At 71.0% G+C, this 26481-nt stretch carries 24 protein-coding genes; 11 read left to right on the forward strand and 13 right to left on the reverse strand.

What is annotated here, in order from left to right:
- Window positions 1–93: 93 nt before the first annotated feature.
- From ACFWI4_RS11325 to ACFWI4_RS11355, 7 genes are all read left to right on the forward strand, one after another.
- The gene (locus tag ACFWI4_RS11325; RefSeq protein ID WP_387193823.1) at window positions 94–768 is read left to right on the forward strand and encodes a hypothetical protein; all 675 of its coding nucleotides are present in this window, start codon (window positions 94–96) and stop codon (window positions 766–768) included.
- Window positions 769–910: 142 nt separating this feature from the next.
- Window positions 911–1549, forward strand: a complete 639-nt coding sequence (locus ACFWI4_RS11330; RefSeq protein ID WP_387193826.1) for a hypothetical protein — start codon at window positions 911–913, stop codon at window positions 1547–1549.
- Window positions 1537–2577: a hypothetical protein gene (locus tag ACFWI4_RS11335; protein ID WP_387193829.1), complete on the forward strand. Its 1041-nt coding sequence runs from the start codon at window positions 1537–1539 to the stop codon at window positions 2575–2577. The genes ACFWI4_RS11330 and ACFWI4_RS11335 overlap by 13 nt, the downstream gene beginning before the upstream one ends.
- Before the next feature lie 52 nt (window positions 2578–2629).
- Entirely contained in the window at window positions 2630–2932 is a 303-nt protein-coding gene (locus ACFWI4_RS11340) for a hypothetical protein (RefSeq protein WP_387193832.1), read from the forward strand.
- Between the two features lies 1 nt (window position 2933).
- Window positions 2934–4214, forward strand: coding sequence for an enoyl-CoA hydratase/isomerase family protein (locus ACFWI4_RS11345; RefSeq protein WP_387193835.1), 1281 nt, complete (start codon window positions 2934–2936; stop codon window positions 4212–4214).
- A 13-nt stretch (window positions 4215–4227) separates the two neighbouring features.
- Complete coding sequence (locus ACFWI4_RS11350) at window positions 4228–5118, forward strand: hypothetical protein (protein ID WP_387193838.1); 891 nt, start codon at window positions 4228–4230, stop codon at window positions 5116–5118.
- 13 nt (window positions 5119–5131) lie between these two features.
- A complete protein-coding gene (locus tag ACFWI4_RS11355; RefSeq protein WP_387193841.1) occupies window positions 5132–5821 on the forward strand; it encodes a hypothetical protein in 690 nt (229 codons plus the stop codon).
- 4 nt (window positions 5822–5825) lie between these two features.
- Here ACFWI4_RS11355 and ACFWI4_RS11360 read toward each other — a convergent pair whose 3' ends face one another.
- The 6 genes from ACFWI4_RS11360 to ACFWI4_RS11385 all read right to left on the reverse strand — a co-directional run bounded on the left by ACFWI4_RS11360 (window position 5826) and on the right by ACFWI4_RS11385 (window position 10290).
- Window positions 5826–6425, reverse strand: a complete 600-nt coding sequence (locus tag ACFWI4_RS11360; protein ID WP_387193844.1) for a hypothetical protein — start codon at window positions 6423–6425, stop codon at window positions 5826–5828.
- Window positions 6425–7003 (reverse strand): hypothetical protein, encoded by a 579-nt coding sequence (locus ACFWI4_RS11365; protein WP_387193847.1) that lies wholly within the window; start codon window positions 7001–7003, stop codon window positions 6425–6427. The genes ACFWI4_RS11360 and ACFWI4_RS11365 overlap by 1 nt, the downstream gene beginning before the upstream one ends.
- Before the next feature lie 182 nt (window positions 7004–7185).
- Window positions 7186–8004 (reverse strand): hypothetical protein, encoded by an 819-nt coding sequence (locus ACFWI4_RS11370; RefSeq protein WP_387193850.1) that lies wholly within the window; start codon window positions 8002–8004, stop codon window positions 7186–7188.
- A gap of 69 nt (window positions 8005–8073) precedes the next feature.
- Window positions 8074–9477: a hypothetical protein gene (locus ACFWI4_RS11375; protein WP_387193854.1), complete on the reverse strand. Its 1404-nt coding sequence runs from the start codon at window positions 9475–9477 to the stop codon at window positions 8074–8076.
- The gene (locus ACFWI4_RS11380) at window positions 9474–9788 is read right to left on the reverse strand and encodes a hypothetical protein (RefSeq protein WP_387193858.1); all 315 of its coding nucleotides are present in this window, start codon (window positions 9786–9788) and stop codon (window positions 9474–9476) included. Before ACFWI4_RS11380 ends, ACFWI4_RS11375 begins: the two co-directional genes overlap by 4 nt.
- Before the next feature lie 196 nt (window positions 9789–9984).
- On the reverse strand, window positions 9985–10290 hold the full coding sequence (locus ACFWI4_RS11385) for a WXG100 family type VII secretion target (protein WP_078943692.1): 306 nt from the start codon (window positions 10288–10290) through the stop codon (window positions 9985–9987).
- 277 nt (window positions 10291–10567) lie between these two features.
- On the opposite strand from ACFWI4_RS11385, the gene ACFWI4_RS11390 reads away from it, so the two are divergent.
- Window positions 10568–15136 (forward strand): FtsK/SpoIIIE domain-containing protein, encoded by a 4569-nt coding sequence (locus ACFWI4_RS11390; RefSeq protein WP_387193862.1) that lies wholly within the window; start codon window positions 10568–10570, stop codon window positions 15134–15136.
- A gap of 115 nt (window positions 15137–15251) precedes the next feature.
- Here ACFWI4_RS11390 and ACFWI4_RS11395 read toward each other — a convergent pair whose 3' ends face one another.
- Window positions 15252–17084 (reverse strand): serine/threonine-protein kinase, encoded by a 1833-nt coding sequence (locus tag ACFWI4_RS11395; RefSeq protein WP_387194023.1) that lies wholly within the window; start codon window positions 17082–17084, stop codon window positions 15252–15254.
- 120 nt (window positions 17085–17204) lie between these two features.
- Window positions 17205–18053, reverse strand: a complete 849-nt coding sequence (locus ACFWI4_RS11400) for a menaquinone biosynthesis protein (protein ID WP_339130810.1) — start codon at window positions 18051–18053, stop codon at window positions 17205–17207.
- A gap of 343 nt (window positions 18054–18396) precedes the next feature.
- Between ACFWI4_RS11400 and ACFWI4_RS11405 the strand changes: the two genes are divergently transcribed.
- Window positions 18397–18600 (forward strand): cold-shock protein, encoded by a 204-nt coding sequence (locus ACFWI4_RS11405; protein ID WP_010986243.1) that lies wholly within the window; start codon window positions 18397–18399, stop codon window positions 18598–18600.
- Window positions 18601–18725: 125 nt separating this feature from the next.
- Here ACFWI4_RS11405 and ACFWI4_RS11410 read toward each other — a convergent pair whose 3' ends face one another.
- Window positions 18726–20630, reverse strand: a complete 1905-nt coding sequence (locus ACFWI4_RS11410) for an AMP-dependent synthetase/ligase (RefSeq protein WP_387193866.1) — start codon at window positions 20628–20630, stop codon at window positions 18726–18728.
- Between the two features lie 527 nt (window positions 20631–21157).
- Here ACFWI4_RS11410 and ACFWI4_RS11415 point away from each other — a divergent pair.
- Together ACFWI4_RS11415 and ACFWI4_RS11420 are read left to right on the forward strand one after the other, a co-directional pair.
- Window positions 21158–22114, forward strand: a complete 957-nt coding sequence (locus ACFWI4_RS11415; protein WP_387193869.1) for a MaoC family dehydratase — start codon at window positions 21158–21160, stop codon at window positions 22112–22114.
- A 208-nt stretch (window positions 22115–22322) separates the two neighbouring features.
- Entirely contained in the window at window positions 22323–23612 is a 1290-nt protein-coding gene (locus ACFWI4_RS11420) for a DUF6716 putative glycosyltransferase (RefSeq protein WP_387193872.1), read from the forward strand.
- A 20-nt stretch (window positions 23613–23632) separates the two neighbouring features.
- Here ACFWI4_RS11420 and ACFWI4_RS11425 read toward each other — a convergent pair whose 3' ends face one another.
- The 4 genes from ACFWI4_RS11425 to mqnE all read right to left on the reverse strand — a co-directional run bounded on the left by ACFWI4_RS11425 (window position 23633) and on the right by mqnE (window position 26466).
- Window positions 23633–24331 (reverse strand): TetR/AcrR family transcriptional regulator, encoded by a 699-nt coding sequence (locus ACFWI4_RS11425; protein ID WP_387193874.1) that lies wholly within the window; start codon window positions 24329–24331, stop codon window positions 23633–23635.
- Between the two features lie 47 nt (window positions 24332–24378).
- Window positions 24379–24684, reverse strand: coding sequence for a DUF4229 domain-containing protein (locus tag ACFWI4_RS11430; RefSeq protein WP_385401837.1), 306 nt, complete (start codon window positions 24682–24684; stop codon window positions 24379–24381).
- A gap of 83 nt (window positions 24685–24767) precedes the next feature.
- Complete coding sequence (locus ACFWI4_RS11435; RefSeq protein WP_387193877.1) at window positions 24768–25301, reverse strand: GNAT family N-acetyltransferase; 534 nt, start codon at window positions 25299–25301, stop codon at window positions 24768–24770.
- Between the two features lies 1 nt (window position 25302).
- Complete coding sequence (mqnE, locus tag ACFWI4_RS11440; protein WP_382793727.1) at window positions 25303–26466, reverse strand: aminofutalosine synthase MqnE; 1164 nt, start codon at window positions 26464–26466, stop codon at window positions 25303–25305.
- Window positions 26467–26481: the final 15 nt, after the last annotated feature.

Here is a 26481-nt window from a genome sequence, read left to right on the forward strand (position 1 = left end):
ACCGGTGAACACCGAAACCGCCCTTGAGAAGTAGCTCACGAAGGTGCGCCGCGTCGGCTGAACACCTCGGCCCACCTGTCCCACTTTCAACCGATGCCCCCCGGGAAGTCCACCGTGAAGCACCGCTCTTCAACCGCCGCCATCGCATTCGCCGCGACCGCGGCTCTACTCCTGACGGCCTGTGGAAGCGGAAGCGACACCCCGAAGGCAAACGACAAGATCGCGGGCACCGACCAGGACAGCACGCGTTCGACCTCCCCCAGCGCGACCGCTTCGAAGAACGCCGACCGGCCCGGCATCACTCTCCCGAAGGACCTCAGTGACAGGTTCGAGAACTGGAGTACCGGCGATGCCGCCAAGGACGCCGTTCTCGCGGACGTCGGGCGGAGGGTCGACGCGACCAACTACGCGATCGCCGAGGGTGATGCCGCACTGCCCGCTCTCGGTTTCTACTACAGCGGCACCGCCTTGACCGATGCCGGGGCCTGGGTCACGTCCATCGCGAAGAGCGGCTACTCGATCACGGGAGTCAACCGCTACTACAACGCCAAGATCGACCTCTTCGACTCGGCCTCGGCGGGCGTCGTGTACTGCGAGGACCAGTCCAAGGCGTTCGCCAAGGACAAGAAGTCGGGCAAGGCCATCAAGACGGCTGTGACGGCCAAGTCCTACGTCCTTTACTCAACGCGGCTCGAAAAGAACAAGAAGGGCGTCTGGCAGACGACGAGGCTCAGCTCGCAGAGGGGCCACAAGTCGTGCACTCCGTAGCCAACTCGGGCTGCATCGGCGGAACTCTGCCGGCTCGACCCGACGCCATCATCTACCCAAGTGCCTCACCAATAGCGTCATTTGCCCCTGACCGAATCCATTCGACCGATACCCCAGGGAGTCCACTGTGAAGCGCCGTACCTTGCCCGTTACTACCGCGGTCGCCGCGACGACAGCCCTGCTGCTGACGGCGTGCGGAGGCGGGGGCACCACCCCGAAGGCGAACGACAAGATCGCCGGGGCGGACCGGGGCAAGACGGCGTCGGCTTCGCCGAGCCCGACTGTCAAGGACAACGCCAAGCGGCCGGACATCACTCTTCCGGGCGACGTGAAGGACGAGTTCGAGGGGTGGACGACGGGAGACGCCTCAAAGGACGCCGTCCTGGCGGACGCAGGGCGCGCGCAGACGGCCACCAATCACGCCATTCTCAAGGGCACACCGAACACCCCCGGACTCTCCTTCTACTACAAGGGCAAGGCGTTGACATCGTCCGTCCAATGGGTGGAGAAGTGGCTGGACGCAGGAATCACCTACACGGGGACCACGCGCTACTACAGTCCCAAGGTCGAGATCTTCGACAGCAGGTCCGCGGGGGTCTCGTACTGCGCCGACGAGAGCAAGGCGTACAACAAGAACCGCAAGACCGGGAAGGTCGACAGGTCGCCCGCCGGCAAGGACGCCTTCGTTCTTTACAACACCCGCCTGGAGAAGACCGATCAGGGGGTGTGGCAGACGTCCGACGGAACGTCCGTCCGAGGGAGCAAGACGTGCGTCCGGTGACCCGGGGCCGCGTGGTCACCGCCGGAGCACTCGCGATCACCTGCGTGTTGGCCGTGCCCACCTCGGCCTTCGCCAAGGGTCCCGGCGGATCCCAGTTCGACGTCGAGGGCAACAATCAGCACGACGGCGGCAAGACCCTTGAATCCCGGATCGTCTACAGCGGCTCGACCGGTGGCTCCAGCGGTAAGCGTTCCGGCGGTTTCGCTCCCGTCGGCGACTGGTCACCTCCCGCGTGCTGGTACGAGCCCAAGTGGACACCGGCCGAATTCGCCGAAGAATTCCAGAAGGAGTGGGACATCCCGAACGCCAGTGGCGTCGGAGAGGCGTACGGACTGGCCAAGGAGCACTACAAGAACGGTCAGCCCTACAAGGACTTCAACAAGTCCGAGACGGGCAAGGGCATGTGGTGGGACGCAGTCCGCGACCCCGGCCGCGAGGATTCCGGTGATCCCGCCGCGTTCGCCTGCGACACCGCGACCTTCTGGGTGGAGAACGGCAGAACTCCGACCGTCAAGAACGCGGTGACGCCGGAGATCCTCGCCCAGCTCGCCTACAGCCGTATCAGGGTGCCCGACACGAAAGTCACCCTCGCCCCCCAGGACACCACCAAGGTCAACCTCCCGACCTGGGCCTGGCTCGACAAGGCGACCTTCAAGGACGTGTCCGTCACCGCGTCCCTCAACGTCGCCGGTCTCGACATCTCGGCGACCACCACGGCGAAGCCCGTCGCACTCAAGCTGGAACCGGGAACGAGCGACGCCGAGACGTACCCGGCCACGGGAGAATGCCGGATCAACGACGACCACTCGATCGGCACGCCCTACGCCAAGGGAAACGCCGGAGAAACCCCGCCCTGCGGAGTCAAATACCTCCGCTCATCAGGCGGCGGCAGCTACAAACTCCGCGCCACCATCACCTGGCAGGTCACCTGGACCGGCACAGGAGGCGCCGGCGGCAACCTCCCCGACGGCACCTTCGGAACCACCCAGGACATCACCGTCCAGGAAATCCAGGCGGTCAACCGGTGAACACCGACCGGATGCCGCGGTACGGCACGAGCTCAGGAAACGGGGATCGGACATGAGTGACCTTCGCCTTGAGGACACCGTTTTCGAGGATCTGCGGAAGACGTTCTCGACGATCAGCGACCGTATGGAAGCCACCCGCCGAGGCCTGCGCGGCACCGACGCCTCAGCCGTCGGGGATCCCAAACTCGTCGAAGACGTGCAGGACTTCGCCGACGACTGGGGCTACGGCATCAAACAACTCGGGAAACACACCAGCGGCGCCGTCAAGATGATCGACAAGATCGCCGATTCCTTCGGCAAACTCGACCTCGACCTCGCCGAGTCGCTCAAGGCACCCACGAAGAAAGGCGCATGAGGTGGCTGTGAAGCGCCCCGGATTCCCGCACATCGGCTGGGATCCCACTCCGGGCGATGTCGAGGACACCCGGGAGCTGGCAAGGAAACTCGGGAGTCTGGCAGGCGAGCTGGGTACGGCGCTGAGGGAACTCCGGCAGATCGAGGCCGGGGCGTGGAAGGGCAAGACCGCGATCGCCTTCACCGAGTACATCGGCGAGGATGTCACGCCTCTGATCCAAAAGAGCCACGACTCCTTCGACAAGGCGTCTCGTGCCCTGCACCGGTGGGCCACCGAATTGCACGGCTTCCAGGACGAAGCGAACCGCCTGGAGAAATCCGCCGGGGAGAAACTCGAAGCCAAAGCGAAGGCCGAGCAGAAGGCCGAAGGGAAGGGCAGCGAGGAACTGGGCAAGGCGTCCGGTGCGGTGGACGAGGTCACCAACAAGGTCCACGACCTCGAAGACCGTTACAAACGGGCCGCCGGGCTGATCAGCAAGGAACTCGACAAGGCGGCGGACATCGCCCCCGATGAACCAGGATTCTGGGACAAGCTGGGGCACGGGGTCGTGGACGCCTGGGACGCCACCGGACAGTGGATCAAGGACCACGCCGATCTGATCGCCTTCATCGGCGACCTGCTGAGCGATCTGACAGCGATTCTGGGCCTGCTCGCGATCATCACCATCCCCTTCGAGCCCCTCGGCGCCATCTTCGGCGCCGCCGCCCTTCTCACCAGTGGACTCGCTCTGCTGACGCACTCCATAGCCAAGGCGGCCGGAGCGGACGTCAGCTGGATGAAGCTGGGCACGGACGCGCTCGGCCTCCTCCCCGGCATCGGCCTTTTCGGCAAGGGCGTAAAGGTGGCCACAGAGGCTACGGCCATCGAACGCGCGGCCATGTTCGGAAAGGGGATGCAAGGCTCGGAACTCGCGGCGGGGACACGCAATCTCTTCGCGACCGGAGACCTTGCGACCAAGGTGGAGGGCGGCCTCGGCCTTCTGGGCAAACGAGTCGTGCTGGGCGGATCCTTCAAGGAGATCGGTCTCATCAGCTCGGAGTCCGGGACCATGAATCGGCTCGCAGGACTCGCCGAGGCGGGCTATCACCAAGGTCAATGGGTCGGGACCAAGGGACTGAAGCTCATCAGCGGCAGCAAACTCACCTTGGACCCCGAGAAGCCCTTGGGTATCGCGATCGACGCCGCAGGCAAGATCGGTCCGAAGATCACCACCATCACGCAGCACATCGGAGAAGCGATCCATCCCGGTGACCGGTTCCACGAAGCCGCCACCTCACACTGAAGGCGTCACTCAGATGGCTACCTGGCAACCCCTCCCCGGCGAGATCTGCCTGGCACGAAGCCCCGGAACCTTCGCGACGGGCACGGCCGACGCGGTGGCCGGCATGCGCTGGTTCCGCGACACAGAGCGCAACGACATCCAGAACGAGCTGGCCGGATGGCCCGAGGGCCCTGTCTTCACCGTCCGTTCGAAGTCCGAACGCCGGGCACGGGCCACCCGGGCCTTCGGTGTTCGGGCCGCCGCTCTCGCTGTCCTGGGCGCGGTGGAGACACTCGCAGCGGCCGGAAGCGTGGGCAACGCCCCCAGGGGTACCGGCCGCTCTCACGATCGCGAGAACGAGGTCGACGACTTCCCTGTCCTGTGGGCGGGTCCTGGAACTGTCGCACGCACGCTCCCGTGGCAACTCGACCCTGGCCGGTGCCCCGAGGGCTATCGCACCCACATCGTCGTCACAGACCGACGCGTACTGGTCATCGGCTTCCCCGACGACGACACCACCCGCGACGAAGTGCTCTGGCAGACGGAACGGGACGGCATCGCGGACGTCGAACGCCGCACGTTCACCAAGGTGGGCCTGGAGGCGGTGATCACCTTCACGGACCGTTCGTGGTGCAGGCTCGCCCCGCCGAGCCCCAACGACCACTGGGAGATCGTGCGCCATCTCGCCTACGCCTCCGAGGTTGTCACGCCCGAAGAACTGACTCCCGGCCAGAAGGAGAAGGTGGCCGCGTTCATGGCGGAGCACCCGTCATCGCGCAGCGTGGTCACCCTCAGGCCCAGCGGGAACTTCACGATCGAGGTGACGTCCGCATCGGGTCCCGACCCTCACGAGGGAAGCAACCCACGGCTCCGGCTCATGGGGCCGGACGGCGAGCACGTGAATTTCAAACCCGGCGACCTCTGAGCGGATCCATCACATGGCAACTCCCACCAGCGCCGTCCCGCCCGTATCCGGCGACGGCGCATCCGATATCCCGCCCATATGGTTCACGGTTCCCGAGGGCTTCTTCGCCCTCCCTGTGGCCCCGACGCCGGAGGAACGCGAGACCCTCGCCCACGCGTTCGTGCGTGAGCTCTACTCGCGAGGTGACGAGTCGCTCTGGGATCCGGCGGCCCCGTACTACGCGGCAGTCGCCGAATACATGGCCGGCGAAGGCGTTTCGTACGCTGCCATGGGGCTCTTCTCGACCGAGGGGAGCGGCGTCGCTCAATGTGCCTTCACCGTGGCCGCGGTGCAGACCGACCAGACGGATCCGGACATCGCCGCTCACGGCACGCTCGCCGTTCTCTCGGCGGATCCGTTGAACGACGCCCGTTGGCTGGACCTCCCCTGCGGTCCGGCGGTTTCCTGCGTGACGCTCAGCGAGTTCACGCTCCAGCCGGACGTCACGGCGTCCTGCGAAGAGACCAAGCTCCTCACCGGTCAGATCCAGGTCCATGTTCCCTTCGCCACGGGCCCGTACACGGCGGTGTTCACGCTGCACACCGCCTCCACCGAATACTGGGCCGAATTCTGCGACCTCCTGGTGGCACTCCTCCGCACGGTGTCCTTCGTCGAGCCGGACGGCGGTGCCGGCGGTGTCGGTGGGGGCGTCGGATCGGGCTGAGGGGTCAGCGGGCGGTCGTCACCGTGATCGTCTTCGCCAGGCCGTCCGTCAGCTCGCACAGGGCGTCGGTGTGGGCGAGGGCCCGCCACGAGGTGAGCAGGACCAGGCCCCACGTCTCGTCGGGGCAGATGCCGTAGGCGCAGGTCTCCAGGATGGTGCCGGTCCCGTCGCGGTCGGGTTCCTGGACGTACGCGTGCCGGACGCGGACCGCCGGACCGGCCGGCAGGGTGCGCCGCTCGGCCTCGGGCGGCCGGAACGACCGGTCCGTCGGCATGGCGAGATAGCGCTGGAGGAGGTCGACGGTGACCTCCGGGTACGTGTCGTCGGCGACGAGCGGGGACAGCTCGATACGGGCCAGCTCCCCGAGCGTCGGCTCGGGAACGTACGAGAGCGCGACGAGCGGACCACGGCCGCGCGCGTCGGCCGCCGCCTCGCCCAGTTCGACGGCGAGCGCCTCGACCAGCCTCGCGTCGGCGCCCGTGCCCGCACGGAGGCGGGCCGCGTCGCGCGCCCAGGTGTCCAGGTCGGCGGCACCGCGCACGGGCAGGGAGACGGCGCCGTCGGGCGCGCGCAGACGGACGGTGGAATCGGAGTACGCGGGCATCAGGCCATCCACTGGAGTGTGCGGGCGATCGAGTCGAAGAGCGTCACCAGCGCGTCCGCCAGCGGCTCCATGGGGGTGGAGAAGGAGAGCAGCAGGCGCAGGTCGCTGTTCGGTACGGCGAGGTGGACGTCGAGGTGGGTGACGGTGAGCTTGTTGCCGTCGGGGTCGTCGGGGGCCGGGCGGCGGCGGTAGAGGTGGCGTACGGCGGGGCCGGCGGGCAGGTCGACCGTGGTCACGTCGGCGCCACCGGCGGCCAGTGACAGGGCTGTGTCCCCGAGGCTCCCGTGGGCGGTTCCGGGCGGTGGCCGCAGAAGGGTCACGACCAGTCCCGCGGAGACGGGTACCTGCCCGATGACCTGGTTGACGAGGTACATCTCCACCCCGCCGTTCGCGTGCGCGGCCTCGGCCTGGTCCCGGATCCGTTCCGCCAGCGCCGCCTGGAGCCGCGGTGTCGCCCGCGTCCCGCGCAGACCGCGCCGGACGAGCTTGTCGATGCGGTAGGACCAGCGTTCCGGGTCGAGGACGACGCGCTCCCAGCCCTCCGGTACGGCGAGTCGATAGTCGGAGGGCGGCGCCACCCCGACAGCCGCGCCCACCTCCGACCCCGGCCCCGCCTCCGACCCCGACCCCAGACCCACCTCCGGCCTCAACCCCGACCCCACCTCCGACCCCGGACCCGACCCCGGACCCGGCCCTGGCCCCGACCTCGACCCCGCCCCCGTCCCGCCGTCCGACCGCCCCGTCGTCCCACCCGCACCGCTCATACCGCCCCGCCCCCCGTCCGTTCCCCGCCCTGCCGCCCGTTCCGTGATGTCCTTCCCAGGGCCACGGCGCTCGCCGGAGCCAGGATCAGGACGACCGCCGCGCCCAGCGCGACGATCGCCCCGGCCGTGCCCCCGATCTCGGACCGCGTGCCGAGGAACGGGCGGTAATGGCCCGCCGGGTCGACGACCGCGGTGTCCCCGAGGCCGGTCCGGTCGGCGCAGTCCCGTCTGTTGCCGAGCACCTGGTGGACGGAGCCGTCCCGGAGCCGGACCCTGCAGTACGTCTCCCGGGTGCCGTGGGTCCACTGATGGAGCGGCCGGACGATCGTCACCCGCTGCTCGGACCCGTGCAGCCGCAGGTACCACTGCTGGGTGCCGAAGGAGCCGTCGACGACCAGGACGGCGTACGCCGCCACCGTGATCCACCGCAGGACGAGCCCCCCGCGCGACGCCCGGGTTCTGGAGGCCACGAACACGACACCCAGGGCGCACAGAGCCCCCACCAGCAGCGCCGTCTCGTGCAGCGCGAGCGTGGAGACCTCGGTGAGGACCACTCCGGCGAGGGACGCAGCGAACAGCAGCAGCCACGGCCGTACGGCGGTCCGCCGTGCCGGCCCCTCGTCGTCGCCGGGTCGCCGTGACCGCGGCTCACTGGTGAACTCGGAGAGCACGGCGCGCACCTTTCGCATCCCGCCGTCGCCCGCGGCCATACGGCGCAGTTCCGGCAGGTCCATGCCGACCTGCTCCAGGGTGCGGCGCCCGTCCTCCGGCAGCCGCGCGAACAGCTCGTCGACGGACTCCTCGTCCTCGTTCACCACGCGTTCCTCTGTTCCGCCGGGCCGCCCGCGCCGGCCCCGTCCCCGGGCCTGCCGTCTTCGTCCGTCTCAACCACTCGCGTGCCACGTCCAGTTGTAGAAGGGGATGCCGCCGGCGCCGATGCCCGGAATCCCCTTCAGCCCGCTCAGCAGGTTCGGACCCGTCACCTTCGACTCGCCCTCGCCGACGGGTGCCAGGTTGGACCAGCCGAGCGCGAGGGGCAGGGTCTGGCTCCCGATGTAGAGGGCCTTGCCGATCCCCGCCATGGTCTTGAACGTGGATCCCGAGATCTGGGCCAGCCCGGGTGCGCCGTCGGTGACGAGGCTCGCCTCCCGGGGCAGCAGGCCGGCCGCCACCTTGATGTCGTCCACGTACGCCTTGGCGTCCAGCGACTCCTTGACCACCGACCGCATACGCGGGAGGAGTTCGGCCGGTCCCTCGGCCAGCGCCCTTCCGATCTGGCCCGGCTCGACCCCGTTGAGGGCCTCGGCGAGACCGCGGGCGGCGGCGGGGTTCAGCCCCGCTTCTCTCGCGAGGCCGACGTCCTTGAGGGCGGAGGCGCCGCGGGCGGCCACGGACGCCTCCTTGGCCGCGGTGCCGAGCAGGCGTCCGGCGCCGAAGGACAGCACGCCGATCGCGTCGATGGCGACGTCCAGCCAGGTGCCCTTGCCGTCGAGGGCGGAGACCGTGTCGCAGACCAGTGCCACGACCGAGGCGATCAGGGCCAGCGCGGCGAGCACCTCGCCGAGCACCGGCACCCAGCTCAGAACCAGTGCCAGTACGCCGAGAGCGGCCGCCGCGACTCCGGCCCAGTGTCCGATGTCGGCGACCCAGTCCTGCCAGCCGTCCCACCAGTGGTGCCGCGGATCCTTCAGACCGTCGTGCTCGACGGCGTCCTGGATGGCCGCCTCGGCGTGTCCGGCCTGGGTGTCGCGGTACTCGAGGGCGCGCCGCAGGTCCCTCTTGGCCGCCTCCAGGTCCGCGTCGGCGCAGTCCTTCTGCTTGTCCAGTCTTTGCTTGTCCGGGTGATCGTCGGGGCCCGGGTGCGCGTCGAGCTGCTTCTGGCAGTGACCGCGGTCGGCGTCGGCGGTCCTGGCGTCGACCAGGGCGGCCCGTACGAGGTTCTGGGCGTGGTCGAGCGCGGTGGCCCAGTCGGTGTGCGCGTGTTCGTCGGCGGGGGCCGCGCCCACGGTGGAGCCCAGGGCTTCGGCGGCGGCCGCGTACCGCCGGTGCGACTTGGTGAGGAGTCCGACCGTGTCCCCGGTCTTCTTCTGGAACTCACGGCCCGCGTCGGAGTCCCATCCGTTGCCGTCGACCAGGTTGTGCAGTTTGGCGGCCTGGTCCTCGATCAGCGCGGCGGTGTCGGCGATGCGCTTGCCGAGCCGGGCCACCTCGTAGGGGTCACCCGGGGTGAATTCCTTGTCGTCGTAGCGGGCGGTCTGCCAGTCGACGCCGGAGAAGTCGTCGCTCATCCGCCGTTGCCGTCCTTGCCCGACCGGGACTTGAGCAGTGCGTCGGCGAGATGCTGGTCAAGTCCGTCGTAGGCCTTGGCGGCCTCCTCCGCGGTCCGGCCGAGGAACTCCAGGCCGTCACAGAGCTGTTCGCGCTTCTTCTTCCAGTCGTCCGCGAACGCGTCGAGCGCTTCGGCCACCTCGGCCGAACCGATCTCGGCGTCATAGGAGTCGACCAGGTCCTTGGCGTGTTCGAAGTGCGTCTTCAGTTTTCCGACGGACCGTCCTATGTCCCGCAGTTCCTTCGTGGAGACCGCGATGTGATCGGCCACTGCCACCCCCGTGCGCCCGCTGCCCGGCGGCCGTCACGGCCGCCCCGTCCGGCACACCGGCCTCGCGGCAGCCGGTCTCCACCCTCGTGCAGCCGTTTTCGAACCGGCAACCAATGACGGGCAAAGGCGGGGCGCGCGGCACGGCGGGGCGCCGGAGCACCCCGCCGTGCCGAATCACCCGAGTGCCGGGGACGCGTCAGCCCTTGACGCCCTTCGCCAGCTGGTCGTCCAGGTCCTCGTACGCCTTGGCCGCGTCCTCCAGGAACTTGGCCATGCCCTTGAGGCCTTCGAGGGTGTCCTTCATGCCCTTGGTGAACTCCTTGAAGGAGTCGTCGAAGGCCTGGGAACCCTTGGACGTCGTGTAGCCGTCGGCGACGAGGCCGTCGATGTAGCTGTCGAGGCCGTGGAGCTTGTCCTCCATCTTCTCCTTCTCGTGGCCGAGTCGCTTCGCAGCGTGCCGCATCTTCTCGTAAGTGATGTCCGCGTCTTTGCCGCCGGCCATGTGGCGTCCTCCAAGCTTCAACTCGCCGCAGGGCCAACCCCCGTGGCTCCTGATGCGGATGGTGCGACCGTCCGCGTCGAGCAAGCAGCTTACTTACGGCGCTTGCAGGAGCACACCCCGGTTGTGTCACGAGCGCGCACCAAGGGCCCGCCGGGGAGCGGGCCTTCGCGGTTCCCCCACATGGGCCGTTGCCTGCGGGAAGCGGCGAGCGGCTATCGTCGGGAGCACTGTGGCCCGCGTTCCGGAAGGGGCCTTCGGTGTCTGGGGGAGGACGAGCGTGCGGTTGACTCTGACCGTCGTCGACCCGCTCGGCGGCGCCACCGCCGACGTGGTGCTCGACGCGGATCCCGAGTCCTCGGTGGGGGACATCGCCAAGGAGCTCGCGGAGCAGGTCGGTTACGGCGGCGGCGCGCAGATCATCCCCATCCAGCAGCACCGGGCCGCCGGGAGCGGCGGCGCGCCGGTCGCGTACGTCGACGGACACCCCGTCGATCCCGCCGCCACCATCGCCACCTCGCCGCTGCGCGAGGGGGCCGTCGTGAGCCTGCACGACCCCGCCGGCTGCCTGCCCGGCGAGCCGACCGGCCTGGTCGAACTGCGGGTGGCGGGCGGCCCGTCGGCGGGAGCGGTGCACCGGCTCGGGATCGGCCGGTACGACATCGGCGCCGGGGCCGCCTCGTACGTCCGGGTCGAGGATCCCGAACTTCCGCAACGGGCGCTGACGTTGTCAGTTGCAACGGACGGAACCTGCCGGGTCGCCGTGCACGGCGGGAAGGAGGGCGTGACGCTCGACGGCACGCCCTTCGCCGAGCGCGAGGACGACGAGTGGCCGCTCGGCAGCCAGGTCGCCGTCGGCAACACCCTTTTCCAACTGGACCGTTACGCACAGCCGGACGCCGCGCTCAAGTGGTCGGAGGACGGCGCCGGCCTCGACTACAACCGGCCCCCGAGGCTCCAGCCGCCCGAGCGCGAGACGAAGTTCCGGCTGCCGAACCCCGTACGGGACTACGAGGCCCGGCCGCTGCCCTGGCTGATGGCGCTCACCCCGCTGGTCAGCGCCGTCGTCATGGTGATGGTGTTCGGGCGCTGGTACTACATGATCATGGCCTTGCTGAGCCCGCTGATCATGCTCGGCAACTACTTCATGGACAAGAAGCAGGGCCGCAAGTCCCACGCCAAGCAGGTCAAGGAGTACAAGGAGCACAAGGAGCGGATCGAGAAGGACGCCCGGGAGGCGCTGCTCGCCGAGCGGCTCGACCGGCGCCGGGCGATCCCCGATCCGGCGACCGTGCTGTCGCTGGGCACCGGTCCGCGCACCCGGCTGTGGGAGCGGCGGCGCACCGACGCGGACCATCTGCTGCTGCGCGTGGGCACCGGGAAGCTGCCGTCCGAGGTCGTCCTCGACGATCCCGAGCAGGACGACCACAGGCGCCAGGTCACCTGGACCATCGAGGACGCCCCGGTCGCCCTCCCGCTGGCCGAGCGCGGTGTCGTCGGCATCGCGGGGCCCGGTGACTCGGCCCGAGCCCTCGGCCGTTGGGCCGTGGCGCAGACCGCGGTGCTGCACAGCCCGCTGGACGTCCAGTTCTACGTCCTGACGGAGAACGGCGGCCGGGACAGCTGGGACTGGGTGCGCTGGCTCCCGCACAGCAGGCCCGCCGGCGCCCAGGACGCCAACGTCCTCATCGGCACGGACGCCGAGACCGTCGGCGCCCGCATCGGCGAGCTGACCCAGCTCCTCGACGCCCGCCAGAAGGCCGCGAAGCAGAACGGCAACAAGGCCGTCTTCGGCGACCCCGACATCGTCGTCGTCTGGGACGGGTCCCGGCGGCTGCGGTCCATGCCGGGTGTGGTCCGGCTGCTCCGCGAGGGCCCGGCCATGTCCATGTACGCGATCTGTCTGGACGCCGAGGAGCGGTTCCTGCCCGGCGAGTGCCAGGCCGTCGTCGTCGCGGAGCCCAGGCCCGAGGAGCACGAGAGCGCCCGGACGCCCGCCGCCCCGGCCGTGCCGGCCGCCCCCGGCGGCTTCCCCTCCTTCCACGCCTGGCACGCCACCGGCACCGACGACTCCGCCGCCGGGTCGCAGAAGCCGCTCGAACTGCGTCTGCGCGTCCAGCAGACGGGCATCGCCCGCGTCCGGGACGTACGCCCCGACCTCGTGCCGGCCGCCTGGTGCTCCCGGCTCGCGCGTTCCCTCTCCGCGCTGCGTGACATCAGCGGCGAGACCGAGGACTCGGCGCTGCCCGGTGCCAGCCGGCTGCTCGACGTGCTCCAGCTGGAGCCGCCGACCGGGGACGCGATCGGCGCGCGCTGGCGGCTGGGCGGGCAGTCGACGACGGCGGTCATCGGCGAGTCGTACGACGGTCCGTTCGGCATCGACATGCGGCGCGACGGCCCGCACGGCCTGATCGCCGGTACGACGGGCTCCGGAAAGTCGGAGCTGCTCCAGACGATCGTGGCCTCGCTCGCCGTGGCCAACACCCCCGAGAACATGACGTTCGTCCTCGTCGACTACAAGGGCGGCTCGGCGTTCAAGGACTGCGTCCAACTCCCGCACACCGTCGGCATGGTGACCGACCTCGACGCCCACCTCGTGGAGCGGGCGCTGGAGTCGCTGGGCGCGGAGCTGAAGCGGCGCGAGCACATCCTCGCCGCCGCCGACGCCAAGGACATCGAGGACTACCAGGACCTCGTACGCCGTGATCCCGCGCACGCCCCGGTGCCCCGACTGCTCATCGTCATCGACGAGTTCGCCTCCATGGTGCGTGACCTGCCCGACTTCGTGACGGGCCTGGTCAACATCGCCCAGCGGGGCCGCTCGCTCGGCATCCATCTGCTGCTGGCCACGCAGCGGCCCAGCGGTGTCGTCTCGCCCGAGATCCGGGCCAACACCAACCTGCGCATCGCGCTGCGCGTGACCGACGGCGGCGAGTCGAGCGACGTCATCGACTCCCCCGAGGCCGGGCACATCTCCAAGAGCACGCCGGGCCGCGCGTACGTACGGCTCGGGCACGCCTCGCTCGTCCCGTTCCAGTCGGGACGCGTCGGCGGCCGCCGCCCCGGTGCCGCCGACCCTGCGGCCCTCGCGCCCTGGGCCGGACCGCTCGGCTGGGCCGATCTCGGGCGGGCCGCCCTGGTCAAGCCGAGGACGGAACAGCGCGAGGAGGAGGAGATCACCGACCTCAAGGTGCTGGTCGACGCCGTCCGCGAGGCCAACCGGGCCCTCGGCATCCCGCCCCAGCACAGCCCCTGGCTGCCCGCGCTCGCCGAGACGCTGCTGCTCGACGAGATCACCGCGCCGGCGTTCGCGGGCGGCCCCGGCAAGCTCCCGCCCGCCCCGTACGGCCTCGCGGACCTGCCCGCCGACCAGGCCCGCCGCCCCGTCGTGGTCGACTTCGCCTCCTTCGGGCACCTGCTCATCGGCGGCGCCCCGCGCAGCGGACGCTCGCAGATCCTTCGTACGATCGCCGGTTCGCTGGCCCGTACGCACTCGGCGGCCGACGTCCATCTGTACGGCATCGACTGCGGCAACGGCGCGCTCAACGCGCTGACCCGGCTGCCGCACTGCGGCGCCGTCGTCGGCCGCAACCAGACCGAGCGCGTGGTCCGTCTCATCGCCCGCCTGAAGGGCGAACTCACGCGCAGGCAGGACCTGTTGGCGGACAAGGGGTTCGCGGACATCGGCGAGCAGCGGGCCGCGGCGCCGGAGGACGAGCGGCTGCCGCACATCGTGGTGCTGCTCGACCGCTGGGAGGGCTGGCTGCCGACGCTCGGCGAGTACGACCACGGCGATCTCACCGACCAGCTGACCGCGATGATGCGCGAGGGCGCGAGCGTCGGACTGCATCTGGTGATGACCGGCGACCGGCAGATCCTCTCCACCCGGATCGGCTCGCTCACCGAGGACAAGTACGCGCTGCGGCTCGCCGACCGCTCCGACTTCTCGCTGATCGGCGTCAACGCGCGCAAGGTCCCCGAGGAGATCCCGCCCGGCCGCGGCTACCGCAACGAGCACGGCACCGAGACCCAGTTCGCCCTCCTCGCCGAGGACGCGACCGGCCAGGGCCAGGCCGCGGCGCTCACCGCGATCGGCGAGGCCGCCGCGGCGCGGGACGCCGGACTGCCGCGCTCCAGGCGCCCGTTCAGGGTCGACGTGCTGCCCACCCGGATCGGTTTCGCCGAGGCCTGGGAGATGCGCGACCCGGAGGCCTCCCGCTCCCGGCTGTGGAGCCTGGTGGGCATCGGCGGCGACGACGTCCGGGGCTTCGGCCCCGACCTCTCCCAGGGCGTGCCGACGTTCGTCGTCGCGGGCCCCGCCAAGTCCGGCCGCAGTACGACGCTGATGAACATGGCCCGCTCGTACCTGGCCCAGGGTGTCCGGCTGGTCGTCGCGGCGCCGCGTCCGTCGCCTCTGCGTGAACTGGACGGCCGGGACGGCGTGTTGAAGGTGTTCGACGAGGACGACATCGAGGGCGACGAGCTGCGCGAGGCCATCGCCTCGGCGACGCCCGAGGAGCCGGTCGTGGTGCTGGTCGACGACGGCGAGGTGCTGGAGGACTGCGACGCCGAGACGGTCTTCAAGCGGATCGTGCAGCGCGGCGCCGAACGCGGGCTCGCGCTGGTCATCGCCGGTGACGAGGAGGACGTGTGCAGCGGCTTCTCCGGCTGGCAGGTCGAGATGAAGAAGGGCCGCCGGGGTCTCCTGCTGTGTCCGCAGGACTCGTCCGCGGGTGAGCTGATCGGCATCCGGACGAACCGCAGCATGGTCGGCGGCCCGGTCGCCCCGGGCAAGGGCCTGCTGCACCTCGGTGACGGCGAGCCGATGACGGTGACGACCCCGATGTGAGCCGCCCCCCGCGCGGACGGCGCGGGGCGGGACAGCGGGAGCGGGGGCGAGCCGAAGCACCGCCGCGACCGGGACTTCGGGTGCTACAGCGGCCGACTGAACCGGGCCCCCTCGCTCAGCCGACCCTGGCCATGCGGGCCACCGGATCCCCCGCCTCGGGGTTGTCCGTCTCGTAGGTGAGATCGGTGCCGACGGGCCTCAGCCTGACCTCGTGCCGCCCCTTGGTGCAGACGTCCCGGTTGGACTCCGACGCCACGCTCGTGGCGACCAGCAGGGTCTTCGTGACCTTCTTCAGGACGAGGACGTCGTCGCAGATGCCGCCGATCTGGTCGGTCTGCCGGAAGGTGCCCAACTCCTGTCCCACGGCGGCCTGGTGGACGGTGACACGGAAGGTGCCCATCGGGAGCGTTCCGCCGAGGCCGAGACCGTCGCCCTCCCAGGTGCCGAGGTAGGACGCCGGGATCGACGACAGCGGCGTCCCCCGGCCGGACCCGCTCGCCGTCGGAGCGGGCTCCGGGGCGCTCGCCGTGGAGCCGGGGTCCTCGGCGGTCGCGCTCGGCCCGGTGGCGGACAGGCTCCCGCTCGCCGTGGGCGACGGCCGTCCGCCCGCCACGCTCCCGTGGTCGTCCTTGCCGGTGCCCGGCAGCAGGTCGAAGAGGAACGCGGAACCCACGGTCACCGCCGCCAGCGCTCCCGCGACGGCCAGGGCGACCGTGCAGCTCATCCTGCGGCCCTGTCCGCCCGTCCCGGGCGCCGAGGTCGCCGCCACGCTGACCGAGACCTTGCCCGGCCGGCCGGACGCCCCGGTCCCGGCTCCCGTGGCCTCCTCGCGGTGAACGGCGTCCTGGGGTCCGGTGGTACGGCCCCCGCCCTGACCCGGTACGTACGCGGGCATCGGGGGCGGCGGACCGAACCCCGGCGGAGGCGGCCCGAAGCCCCCGCTGCCGCCCGCACTCGCGTCCGCACCGGCACTCGCACTCGCGCCCTGCCCCGCCTCGACCGAAGGACTGCTGAACCCCAACGGCCCGGACGGCGTGGCCTGCGGGACACCCGCGGCCTCAAGGTTCAGCAGCTGTACGGCACTTCGGCTCACCCGCTCGACCAGGGCGCCCGGCAGCCAGCCCGCCGACACCAGCCGGGCGGCGCCCTGCGGGGCCAGCCGGGCGGCCACCTCTCCCGGACCGGGCCGCGCCGCGGGCTGCTTGGCCAGACAGGCCGCCACCAGCTCGCGCAACTCGCCTTCCAGGTGGTCGAGCCGGGGCTCCTCGTGCACCACCTTGTAGAGCAGCGAGGCCGAGGAGTCGCCGGGGAAGGGCGGCTCGCCGGTCGCCGCGTACGCGAGGACGGCGCCGAGCGAGAAGACGTCCGCGGCTCCCGTGACGCCCTTGCCGAGGATCTGCTCGGGCGACATGTAGCCGGGGGAGCCGACCGAGACGCCGGTCGAGGTCAGCGAGGCGGTGCCGTCGGTGGCCCGCGCGATGCCGAAGTCGATCAGGAGCGGGCCGTCGAGGGTGAGCAGCACGTTGGAGGGTTTGACGTCACGGTGGACGAGGCCCAGCGCGTGGACCGCCACGAGCGCCTCGGCCAGACCGGCGCCGAGCACCCGCGCGGAGTGGACGGGCAGCGGCCCGCCGTCGGCGATCGCCGCCGTCAGGGAGGGCCCGGCCGCGTAGCCGGTGGCGACCCAGGGGACCGGAGCCTCGGGGTCCGCGTCCAGGACGGGTGCCGTCCAGGCGCCGCCCACCCGCCGCGCGGCCTCGACCTCGCGGCGGAAGCGGGCGCGGAACTCCTCGTCGAGCGCGAAGTGCGGGTGCACGATCTTGACCGCGACCGTACGCCCGCCCGCGCTGCGTCCCAGATACACGCGCCCCATGCCGCCGGACCCCAGCCGGCCGAGCAGCCGGTAGGGCCCCACGGCCGTGGGTTCGTCGGCTCCGAGCGGCTCCATGGCACTCACGGTTCCCCCTCCCCCGTACACACTGCCCAGCAGCGTAGTGCGCTGCGCGCCCCCGGCCCCTGAACTCGCGCCCCCGGCCCCGGAACTACCGGGACCGGGGAGGCCGGCGCCTCACGGCTGGAGGAGCCGCACGTTCACGTCCGCGGGGAACCCGGTGGTGGAGCCGACCCGGCGCGCGAACTCCCGTACGGCCTCCAGCTGCGGGCCGCCGAAGCGGAAGTCGAGCGTGGTGAAGTACTGCTCCAGGACGGCCTCGTCGAACTCCTCCCAGCGGGCCGCCTGTTCGGCGACCTTGGAGACCTCGTCGAGGGAGAGGTCACGGGAGGAGAGGAAGGCCTGGTGGACCTTGCGGGTGACGAGCGGCTCGCGCTCCAGGTAGTCGCGCCGGGCGGCCCACACGGCGAAGACGAACGGCAGTCCCGTCCACTCCTTCCACAGCGCGCCGAGGTCGTGCACCTGGAGCCCGTACTTCGGCCCGTCGAGCAGATTGGCCCGCAGCGCCGCGTCGCCGATGAGGACGGCGGCGTCGGCCTCCTGCATCATCAGGCTCAGATCGGGCGGGCAGGTGTAGTACGAGGGGGTCACCCCGACCTTCTCGGCCAGCAGGAGCTGGGCGAGCCGCACGGAGGTGCGCGAGGTCGAACCGAGGGCGACGCGGGCGCCGTCCAGCTGGTCGAGGGGGACCTGGGAGACGATCACGCAGGACATCACGGGGCCGTCGCAGCCCACGGCGATGTCGGGAAACGCGACCAGGTCGTCGGCGTGCTTGAGGAACTCGACGAGCGTGATGGGCCCGATGTCGAGATCCCCTCGCACCAGCTGCTCGCTGAGCTTCTCGGGGGTGTCCTTGGTGAGCTCGAAGTCGAGGAGCGTGCCCGTTCTCGCGAGCCCCCAGTACAGGGGCAGGCAGTTCAGGAACTGGATGTGGCCGACGCGCGGCCGGGTGCGAGAATTGTCCACATCGCGAGGCTAGCCCCCATGCGATAGCGTGCAGGCTTCAGGGTCGGCGTGTGCTGGTGGAAACCATCCCGACCGCGCGTGTCAACCGTCGTGACACCTTGCAGTCAACGCACGTCAGGCCGCTGACCGGGGCGGACCACCCGTCCGGATGACGTGATCTTCGCCTCTATTGCTTTCGGCTGCCTGCGTGCTAGGCTCGCCGCAAGTTGCAGTTTGGTTTCCCTTGCAGTACAGAGCCTGCGGAGCATGTGACCGCGGGCTCTCGTCGTTTTCAGACGTATGCAGTTGTTTACACAATCGCAGGTTCTGGAGCAGGGCAACCCTTTGGGCCCAAGGAGGGCTTATGGCTACCGGAACCGTGAAGTGGTTCAACGCCGAAAAGGGCTTTGGTTTCATTGCCCAGGAAGGCGGCGGCCCGGACGTCTTCGTCCACTACTCCGCGATCAACGCGAGCGGTTTCCGCTCCCTCGAAGAGAACCAGTCGGTTTCCTTCGACGTCACGCAGGGTCCGAAGGGCCCGCAGGCGGAGAACGTCACCCCGCTCTAAGCCTTCGGCTCCATGAGCCCGATGCTTTGATCCGGAACGGATAGCAGTACCCAAGGAGCCCCGCGCCAGCCGGCAGCGGGGCTCCTGCCTTTTCCCGTCGCCCCGCGGGAAGAGGGACGACGGGGCTATACGGCGTACAGGGCTTCTATCTCCCTGCCGAAGTCCTTCTCGATCGCCGCGCGCCGCAGCTTCATGGACGGGGTGAGGTGACCGGCCTCCTCCGTGAAGTCGACGGGCAGGACGGTGAAGCGGCGGATGGACTCGGGGCGGGAGACGTGCCGGTTGGCCTCGTCGACGGCGCGCTGGAGGATGGCCAGCAGATCCGGGTCGTCCATGACCAGCTCGGGCGGGACCGGGTGCCTGCCGTTCATCCGGCGCCAGTGGGAGATGCCCTCGGGGTCGAGGGTGATCAGGGCGGAGACGAAGGGGCGGCGGTCGCCGAGCACCATGCACTGGGCGATCAGCGGGTGGGAGCGGAGGAAGTCCTGGAGGGGTGCCGGGGCGACGTTCTTGCCGCCCGCGGTGATCAGGATCTCCTTCTTGCGGCCGGTGATGGCGAGGTAGCCGCCGTCGTCCAGTTCACCGATGTCACCGGTGGCGAACCAGCCGTCGGGGGCCGCGTCGACGACACCGCCCGCGTGCGGGTCCCAGTAGCCGCGGAAGACCTGCGCCCCGCACAGCAGCACCTCCCCGTCGGCGGCGATCCGCACCCGGGTGCCCGGCAGCGGCCGGCCCACCGTGCCGAGGCGCGGCTTCTGCGGCGGGGTGACGGTCGCGGCGGCCGTGGTCTCCGTCAGCCCGTACCCCTCGAAGATCTCGATCCCGGCTCCCGCGTAGAAGGCGGCGAGCCGGCGGCCGAGGGGTGAGCCGCCGCAGATCGCGTACCGGACCCTGCCGCCGAGGGCGTTGCGGATACGGCGGTAGACGAGGGGGTCGTAGAGGGCGCGGGCGGCGCGCAGGGAGCGGCTCGGACCGGGTCCGACGCCGTGCTGCCGGGCCTCGACGGCCTCCCCGTACTTCTGCGCGATGCGGGCGGCCCGGTCGAACGACGAACCCCGGCCCATCCGTTCGGCCGTGGCGCGGCCGGTGTTGAAGACCTTCTCCAGGACGTAGGGGATGGCGAGCAGGAAGGTCGGCTTGAACGAGGCCAGGTCCGCGAGGAGTTCGTCGGTCTTGAGGCTGGGCGCGTGGCCGAGTTTCACGCGGGCGCGCAGACAGGCCACGGCCACCATGCGGCCGAAGACATGGGAGAGGGGGAGGAAGAGCAGGGTGGAGGCGGGGTCCTGGGGGCGGGCCTTGAAGATCGGGTAGAGCAGTTCGACGGCGTTGTCGACCTCGGCGAAGAAGTTGCCGTGGGTCAGGACGCAGCCCTTGGGGCGGCCGGTGGTGCCCGAGGTGTAGATGAGGGTGGCGAGCGTGTCGGGGCCGAGCATCCCGCGCCGTACGGCCACCTCCTGGTCCGGGACGTCACGGCCGAGTTCCGCGAGGCGCTCCAGATGCCCCTTCTCGAAGATCCACATGTGCCGCAGGTCGGGGAGGTGATCGCGTTCGGGGCCGAGTGCCGCCGCCTGGCCCACGGTCTCCACGGCGAGGGCGACGGCCCCCGAGTCCTGGAGGATCCAGCGGGTCTGGAAGTTCGAGGAGGTCGGGTAGACGGGCACGGTGACCAGGCCCGCGGCCCAGGCGGCGAAGTCGAGGAGCGTCCATTCGTACGTCGTCCGGGCCATGATGGCGATCCGGTCGCCCGGCACGAACCCCTCCGCGATCAGCCCCTTGGCCACCGCCAGGACCTCGTCGGCGAACTCGGCCGCGCTCACGTCCCGCCAGCCCTCGCCGTCCGGCGTCCGGCGGCTGAGGACGGCGTCCTGGGGGGCGGCGGCCGCGTTGTCGAAGGGGATGTCCGCCAGGGACCCGTGTGTCACCTGCCCGGCGATCGGCGGCACCGCGACCTCGCGCACGACTCCGTCCAGCCGCTTGATCTCGGGCTCCGGAAGGAAGGGGGCGGAGTCGGGCGGGTACGGGCTGGACACGGGGCGGCTCCTTGTCGGCCGGAGGCCGGGGCGGGTGCAAAGCGTGTTCGGGCTCGGAGGAGCGCGCGGGCGCGCGAATCCTGATACGGCCCCGGAGGGTGGGGGGTTCAGGCCTCTCGGCAACCCGGTGAGACGGGGATCCTACGGCGCCGAAGTGTGGGGTTTGTGACGCTTTGCCGCAGGCGGAGTGGGAGTTACCCGGGGTAGCTGTGCGCTCCTCCGCCCGGCGACCCGTGGCGCCGGCCGCGCGTCGAGCCGCCCCGGCACCCTCACCGACGGAACGCCGGTCATCGGCGCACCCGGGGCTCCGCGCACGCCGAACCGTCGCGCGCACCCGACACCCGCGCCCCCGCGCGCGGCTCGCAGCCCCCGCCCCCCCGGCACCTCGCTCCCGCGCCTGGAACTCAGCCGTACTCCATCTCGACCCCGCCCTCCCCCTGACGTAGCCTTACCCACGGTAACTTACTCCAGAGTAAAGAGATGCCCGCACAGAAGCCGGCCAATCCCCCGTCCGTCCGGAGACCCCGATGCGCACTCAGCCGCCCGTCCGCCCCGAGCCCGCGCCGCGCACCCTCACCCTGGCCTCTCCCCCCTCGCTCGCCCCGCTGCTGGCCCGCGGCACCCTGCTCTCCCCGTTCAAGCGCCCCCGCCCGGACGCCCCCGTGCCGGCCACCCGGCTCCTCCTGCCCGGTGTGCGGATCGACCTCGCCCGCCTCGCCGCGTACGAGAGGGTGTGCGGGTTCCCGACCGGCGCGGACTCCCTCCCGGTCACCTATCCGCAGGTGCTCGCCTTCCCGCTGGCGATGCGGATCATGGCCGGGCGCGCGTTCCCGCTGCCGCTGCCCGGGCTGGTGCACACCTCGGTCGAGATCACCCGGTACCAGGAGTGCGGCGCGACGGCGGAGTACGAACTCGGGGTGCTGGTGGAGAGGCTGGCACCGCACCGAAGGGGGACGGAGGCGACGGTGCTGACCGAGGCACGGGCCGGCGGCAGGCTCGTATGGGAGTCGCGCAGCACCTACCTCGCCCGGCACAGGCCCCGGAAGGCGGACCGGGACCACGGGGCCACGGACGGGACCCCCGGACCCTCGCCGGACGCCCCCGGGCACCTGCCGGACGCCCCCGCGCACCCCGCGGCGAGGCCCGGACCGCCGCCCGCGCTCGCCGAGTGGCGCCTAGCGCCGGACGTCGGCCGTCGCTACGGCGCCGTCTCGGGCGACCGCAACCCCATCCATCTGCACCCCCTGGCCGCCCGCCCGTTCGGCTTCCCGGGTGCCATCGCGCACGGCATGTGGACGGTCGCCCGCGCCCTCGCCGAGTACGGACCGCCTCAATCGGTGCGGATACGGGCCGAGTTCAGGGCGCCGGTACCGCTGCCCGGGACGGTCACGTACGCCGCCCGGGGCCCGTTCTTCGAGCTCCGGTCGGGCGGACGGGTCCATCTGGCCGGGGAGGTACGGCCGCTGCCCGCGCTGAGCGCGTGAACTTCCGGCGAACACCGGACGGCAAGAAGCCCTCGGAACGCACCACCGGAGCCGTCAACTCGCAGATGGTAAGGGCCCGTCGAGAAAGCTCTCACAGTTCGCACCCAGCGCACCAAGGTGCCTTCAAGCAGCCGCTCATCCCACCCTCAGACACCGTTCCTAGCCTCGGTCCACTCCCCCGGCCGCCGCCAGGAAAGGCAACCGAACCATGCCGCCCAGACGTATCGCCGTCATCGCCGACTCCGACACCCGCTGGAAGTGGGGCGCGTCCGTCGCCCGGCGCATCGCGCCCGGGCACGCCCTCGACGCCCTCTTCCTGCGCACCCGCGCGACCCCGACGGAGCGCCAGCTGACGGAGATCGGGATCGTGCCGGACACCCGGCGCGAGGTCACGGTGGCGGAGCTGGTCGACGACGCGGAACTCGCCGCCGCCGACGTGGTGGTCCTGGCCACGGTCGGCGGTACGACCCTGGCGCTCACCCACGGCCTGGGGATCGCGTGGGAGGGGCGGGAGCGGCGGCCGGTCACGGTCACCGGCTATGTCGGGGTCGTGTACGAGAAGATGGTCGACGGGCTGATGACCCGGGCCGGCACCGACCTCGTCCTCGCCAACAGCGCCTACGACGCCGACCGTTTCCGCGCCGCCTTCACGAGCGTCGGCGTCGACCCCGACACGGTGGTGGAGTGCGCGCTGCCCTTCCTCGGCGGCGAGCCCTACGCGCGGTCCGCGGAAAGGCCGTTCACGCTCACCTTCGCCGTGCAGCCGTCGGTCCCCAAGGGCCGGGAGGCCCGGCTGGGACTGCTGGAGCGGGCGGCGGCCCACGCGCGACGGCATCCCGAGCGGCTGGTGCTGATGAAGCTGCGCAGCCTCCCGGGCGAGCACACCACCCACGTCGAGGCCGACCCGTACCAGTTGCTCGTCGAGAAGCTGGCCGAGCCGGCCCCGGCCAACCTGCGGCTCGTCTACGGCAACATGGGCGAAGTCCTCGACCGCACCGACCTGTTGGTGACGGTGAGCTCGACGGCCGCGCTGGAGTCGATGCACCGCGGCATCCCGACCGCGATCCTCACCGACTTCGGGGTCCGCGAGGCGCACGGCAACCACTACTTCGTCCACTCGGGCTGTCTGGCCTCCTGGGACGACCTGGACGCCGGCGCGGCACCCCGCGTCGATCCCGTCTGGGCGGCACGGCAGGGCGTCGGCAAGAGCGATCCGTACGCCGCCGCCCGCGCCCGGATCGCCGCGCTGACGGCCGCCGGACCGCTGCCCGCGCTGCGGCCCTACTACTCACCGCAGCGGGCGGGGGCGTACCTGACCGGCATCCTGGAGCGCAACGGCCTCGACGAGAAGGGCGGACCGCTCGCGCCGCTGCCGGGCGACGGCACGGGCCCGCTGCGGACGGTGGTCCGCCGGGCGGCACGCAGCGGCGCCCGGTCCCTCTACCGCGTGGGCCGGGAGAAGGTCGCCCCCGCCCTGCGCCGCTGGGGCCGGAACTGACCCGCCGCCGGCCCCGGGTGTCAGGCCTCGTCCTGCCCGGGGTGGCGGGCCTCCGGGACGGTCCGCGCCGGGATCGCCGGGGGCGGCGGGGTCCACGGCCGCCCCTGCATGAGGGTGCCGAGTCCCGCCCAGGCGAAGTTCATCAGGGTGGCGGCGGCCTGCCGGGCCGAGACGCCCGGGGTGGCGTTGGCCCACGCGGCCATCGACTCGGCGGCGCCGACCAGCGCCTCCGCGAGCCCGGCGACCTCCCGGGCGGGCAGCGACGGGTCGCGGTGCGCCTCGCGCGCGGCGACGACGATCAACTGGGTGACGAACCGGACCAGTTCCTCGCGCATCGCGAAGACCTCGGCGGCGAAGGGCTCGCCGTGGGTACGGGCCTGGAGGTGCAGGACCGACCAGCCGTCGGGGTTCTCCGCGGTGTGGGTGAAGAACGCCCGCAGCCCTTCCCAGAGTTGCCGGTCGGCGGGCAGTTCGGGGCGGACGCCCGCGCGGACCGCAGCGGTGAGCGCGGCGGCCTCACGCCGGATGCACGCGGTGAACAGGTCTTCCTTCGAGTTCAGGTACAGGTACACCAACGGCTTGGACACGCCCGCCAGTTCGGCGATCTCGTCCATCGACGCGGCCCGGTACCCACGCTGCCCGAAGGTCCGTACCGCCGCGTCCAGCATCTGCTGTTCGCGCACCGCACGCGGCATCCGCTTGTTCTTCACAGCACCCATGCGCCAAGCCTACGAGGGGCCGCCCCGCGGCCGGACGCACAGCGGTTTCAGGAGGCCTGGTTCGCCGCGCCCCGGGACGCCTCGTCCACGGCGGCGTCCTCCTGGTTGCGGTTGCGCTCCAGGTTCGCCCGGGCGCGGTCGACGCGGGCGACGACCTCCTCCGAGGCACGGTCGCGCGCGCCGCGCAGGACGACGAAGCTGATCGGCGCGGAGATCACCAGGGCCAGCAGGACGACCCACATGTAGTTGGAGTCGCCGAGGCCGCGCGGGGCGATGCCCGAGTAGACGAGGCCCCAGACGACCACGAGGCAGCCCACGAAGATACCGAGGCGCATCAGTGTGTAGCGGAACATCTCAATCCACTCTTCCGTTTCGAACGGTCCCAAAGAACTCCGTCCAGTGAAGCACGCCCGGACGGCGATCTTGCAGCGGGTCCTCAGCCGCGGACGGGGAGGGTCAGCAGCAGCGTGATGTCGTCCCGCTCGTCGCCGGGCGCGACGCGGATCGCGCCCGGCACCCGCCCGACCTCCTTGTAGCCGCAGGAGGCGTAGAAGCGTTCGAGGCCCTCGCCGCCCCGGCAGGTCAGCCGGATCGCGTCGACGCCGTCGATGCCGCCCGCCGCGTCCTCGGCGGCGGCCAGCAGGTCACGGCCGTACCCCTTGCCCTGGTGCCGCGGGTGCACCATCACCGTGTACAGCCAGACCCAGTGCCGCATCAGCCGGTGGGTGTTGTGGGTGATGAAGGCGGTCGCGGCGACCCGGCCCTCCTCGTCCCGGCCGACCAGCAGCCGAGTGCGGCCCTCCGCCATCGCGACGAGGTGCTTCACGAGTTCGGGGCGTACGTCGCCGGCGGCCACCGGCGGCACGAAGCCGACGGAGCCGCCCGCGTTGGAGACGTCCACCCACAGACCGACGACACCGTCCCTCAGCTCGGGGGTGACCGCCGGGTCCAGCTCGAAGACCAGTGACACGTCAGACCCGCATGGCCTGGGGGGTCTCGCGGCGCGCCGCGTCCGGTCCGTCGTACTCGCGGATGATCTCGTAGCGCGTGTTGCGCTCCACCGGACGGAAGCCCGCGTCCCGGATGAGGTCCAGCAGGTCCTCGCGGGTGAGCTTGTTCGGCGTGCCGTAGTTGTCCGCGTCGTGCGTGATCTTGTACTCGACGACCGAGCCGTCCATGTCGTCCGCGCCGTGCTGGAGCGCGAGCTGGGCGGTCTGGACGCCGTGCATGACCCAGAAGACCTTGACGTGCGGGACGTTGTCGAAGAGCAGCCGGGAGACCGCGAAGGTCTTCAGCGCCTCGGCGCCGGTCGCCATCTGGGTGCGGGCCTGGAGCCGGTTCCTGACCTTGCCGTCCTTCATGTCCACGAAGTCGTGCTGGTAGCGCAGCGGGATGAAGACCTGGAAGCCGCCGGTCTCGTCCTGGAGCTCACGCAGCCGCAGCACGTGGTCGACCCGGTGCCGGGGCTCCTCGATGTGCCCGTACAGCATCGTGCACGGGGTCTTGAGACCCTTCTCGTGCGCGAGGCGGTGGATGCGCGACCAGTCCTCCCAGTGGGTGCGGTGGTCGACGATGTGCTGGCGGACCTCCCAGTCGAAGATCTCCGCGCCGCCGCCGGTCAGCGACTCCAGACCGGCCTCGATCAGCTCGTCGAGGATCTCCGAGGCCGACAGCCCCGAGATGGTCTCGAAGTGGTGGATCTCGGTCGCGGTGAACGCCTTCAGCGAGACGTCCGGCAGGGCCTTCTTCAGCTCGCTGAGGGAGCGCGGGTAGTAGCGCCAGGGCAGGCTCGGGTGCAGGCCGTTGACGATGTGCAGCTCGGTGAGGTTCTCGCCCTCCATCGCCTTGGCGAGACGGACGGCCTCCTCGATGCGCATCGTGTACGCGTCCTTCTCGCCCGGCTTGCGCTGGAACGAGCAGTACGCGCAGGACGCGGTGCACACGTTCGTCATGTTGAGGTGGCGGTTGACGTTGAAGTGGACGACGTCGCCGTTCTTCCGCGTGCGCACCTCGTGGGCGAGTCCACCCAGCCAGGCCAGGTCGTCCGACTCGTACAGCGCGATGCCGTCCTCGCGGCTGAGCCGCTCACCGGCCCGGACCTTGTCCTCCAGCTCGCGCTTGAGCCCGACATCCATGCGATTACCTCTCCC

This window comes from Streptomyces sp. NPDC127038, from assembly GCF_042725875.1.
In the GTDB taxonomy this organism is placed as follows: domain Bacteria; phylum Actinomycetota; class Actinomycetes; order Streptomycetales; family Streptomycetaceae; genus Streptomyces.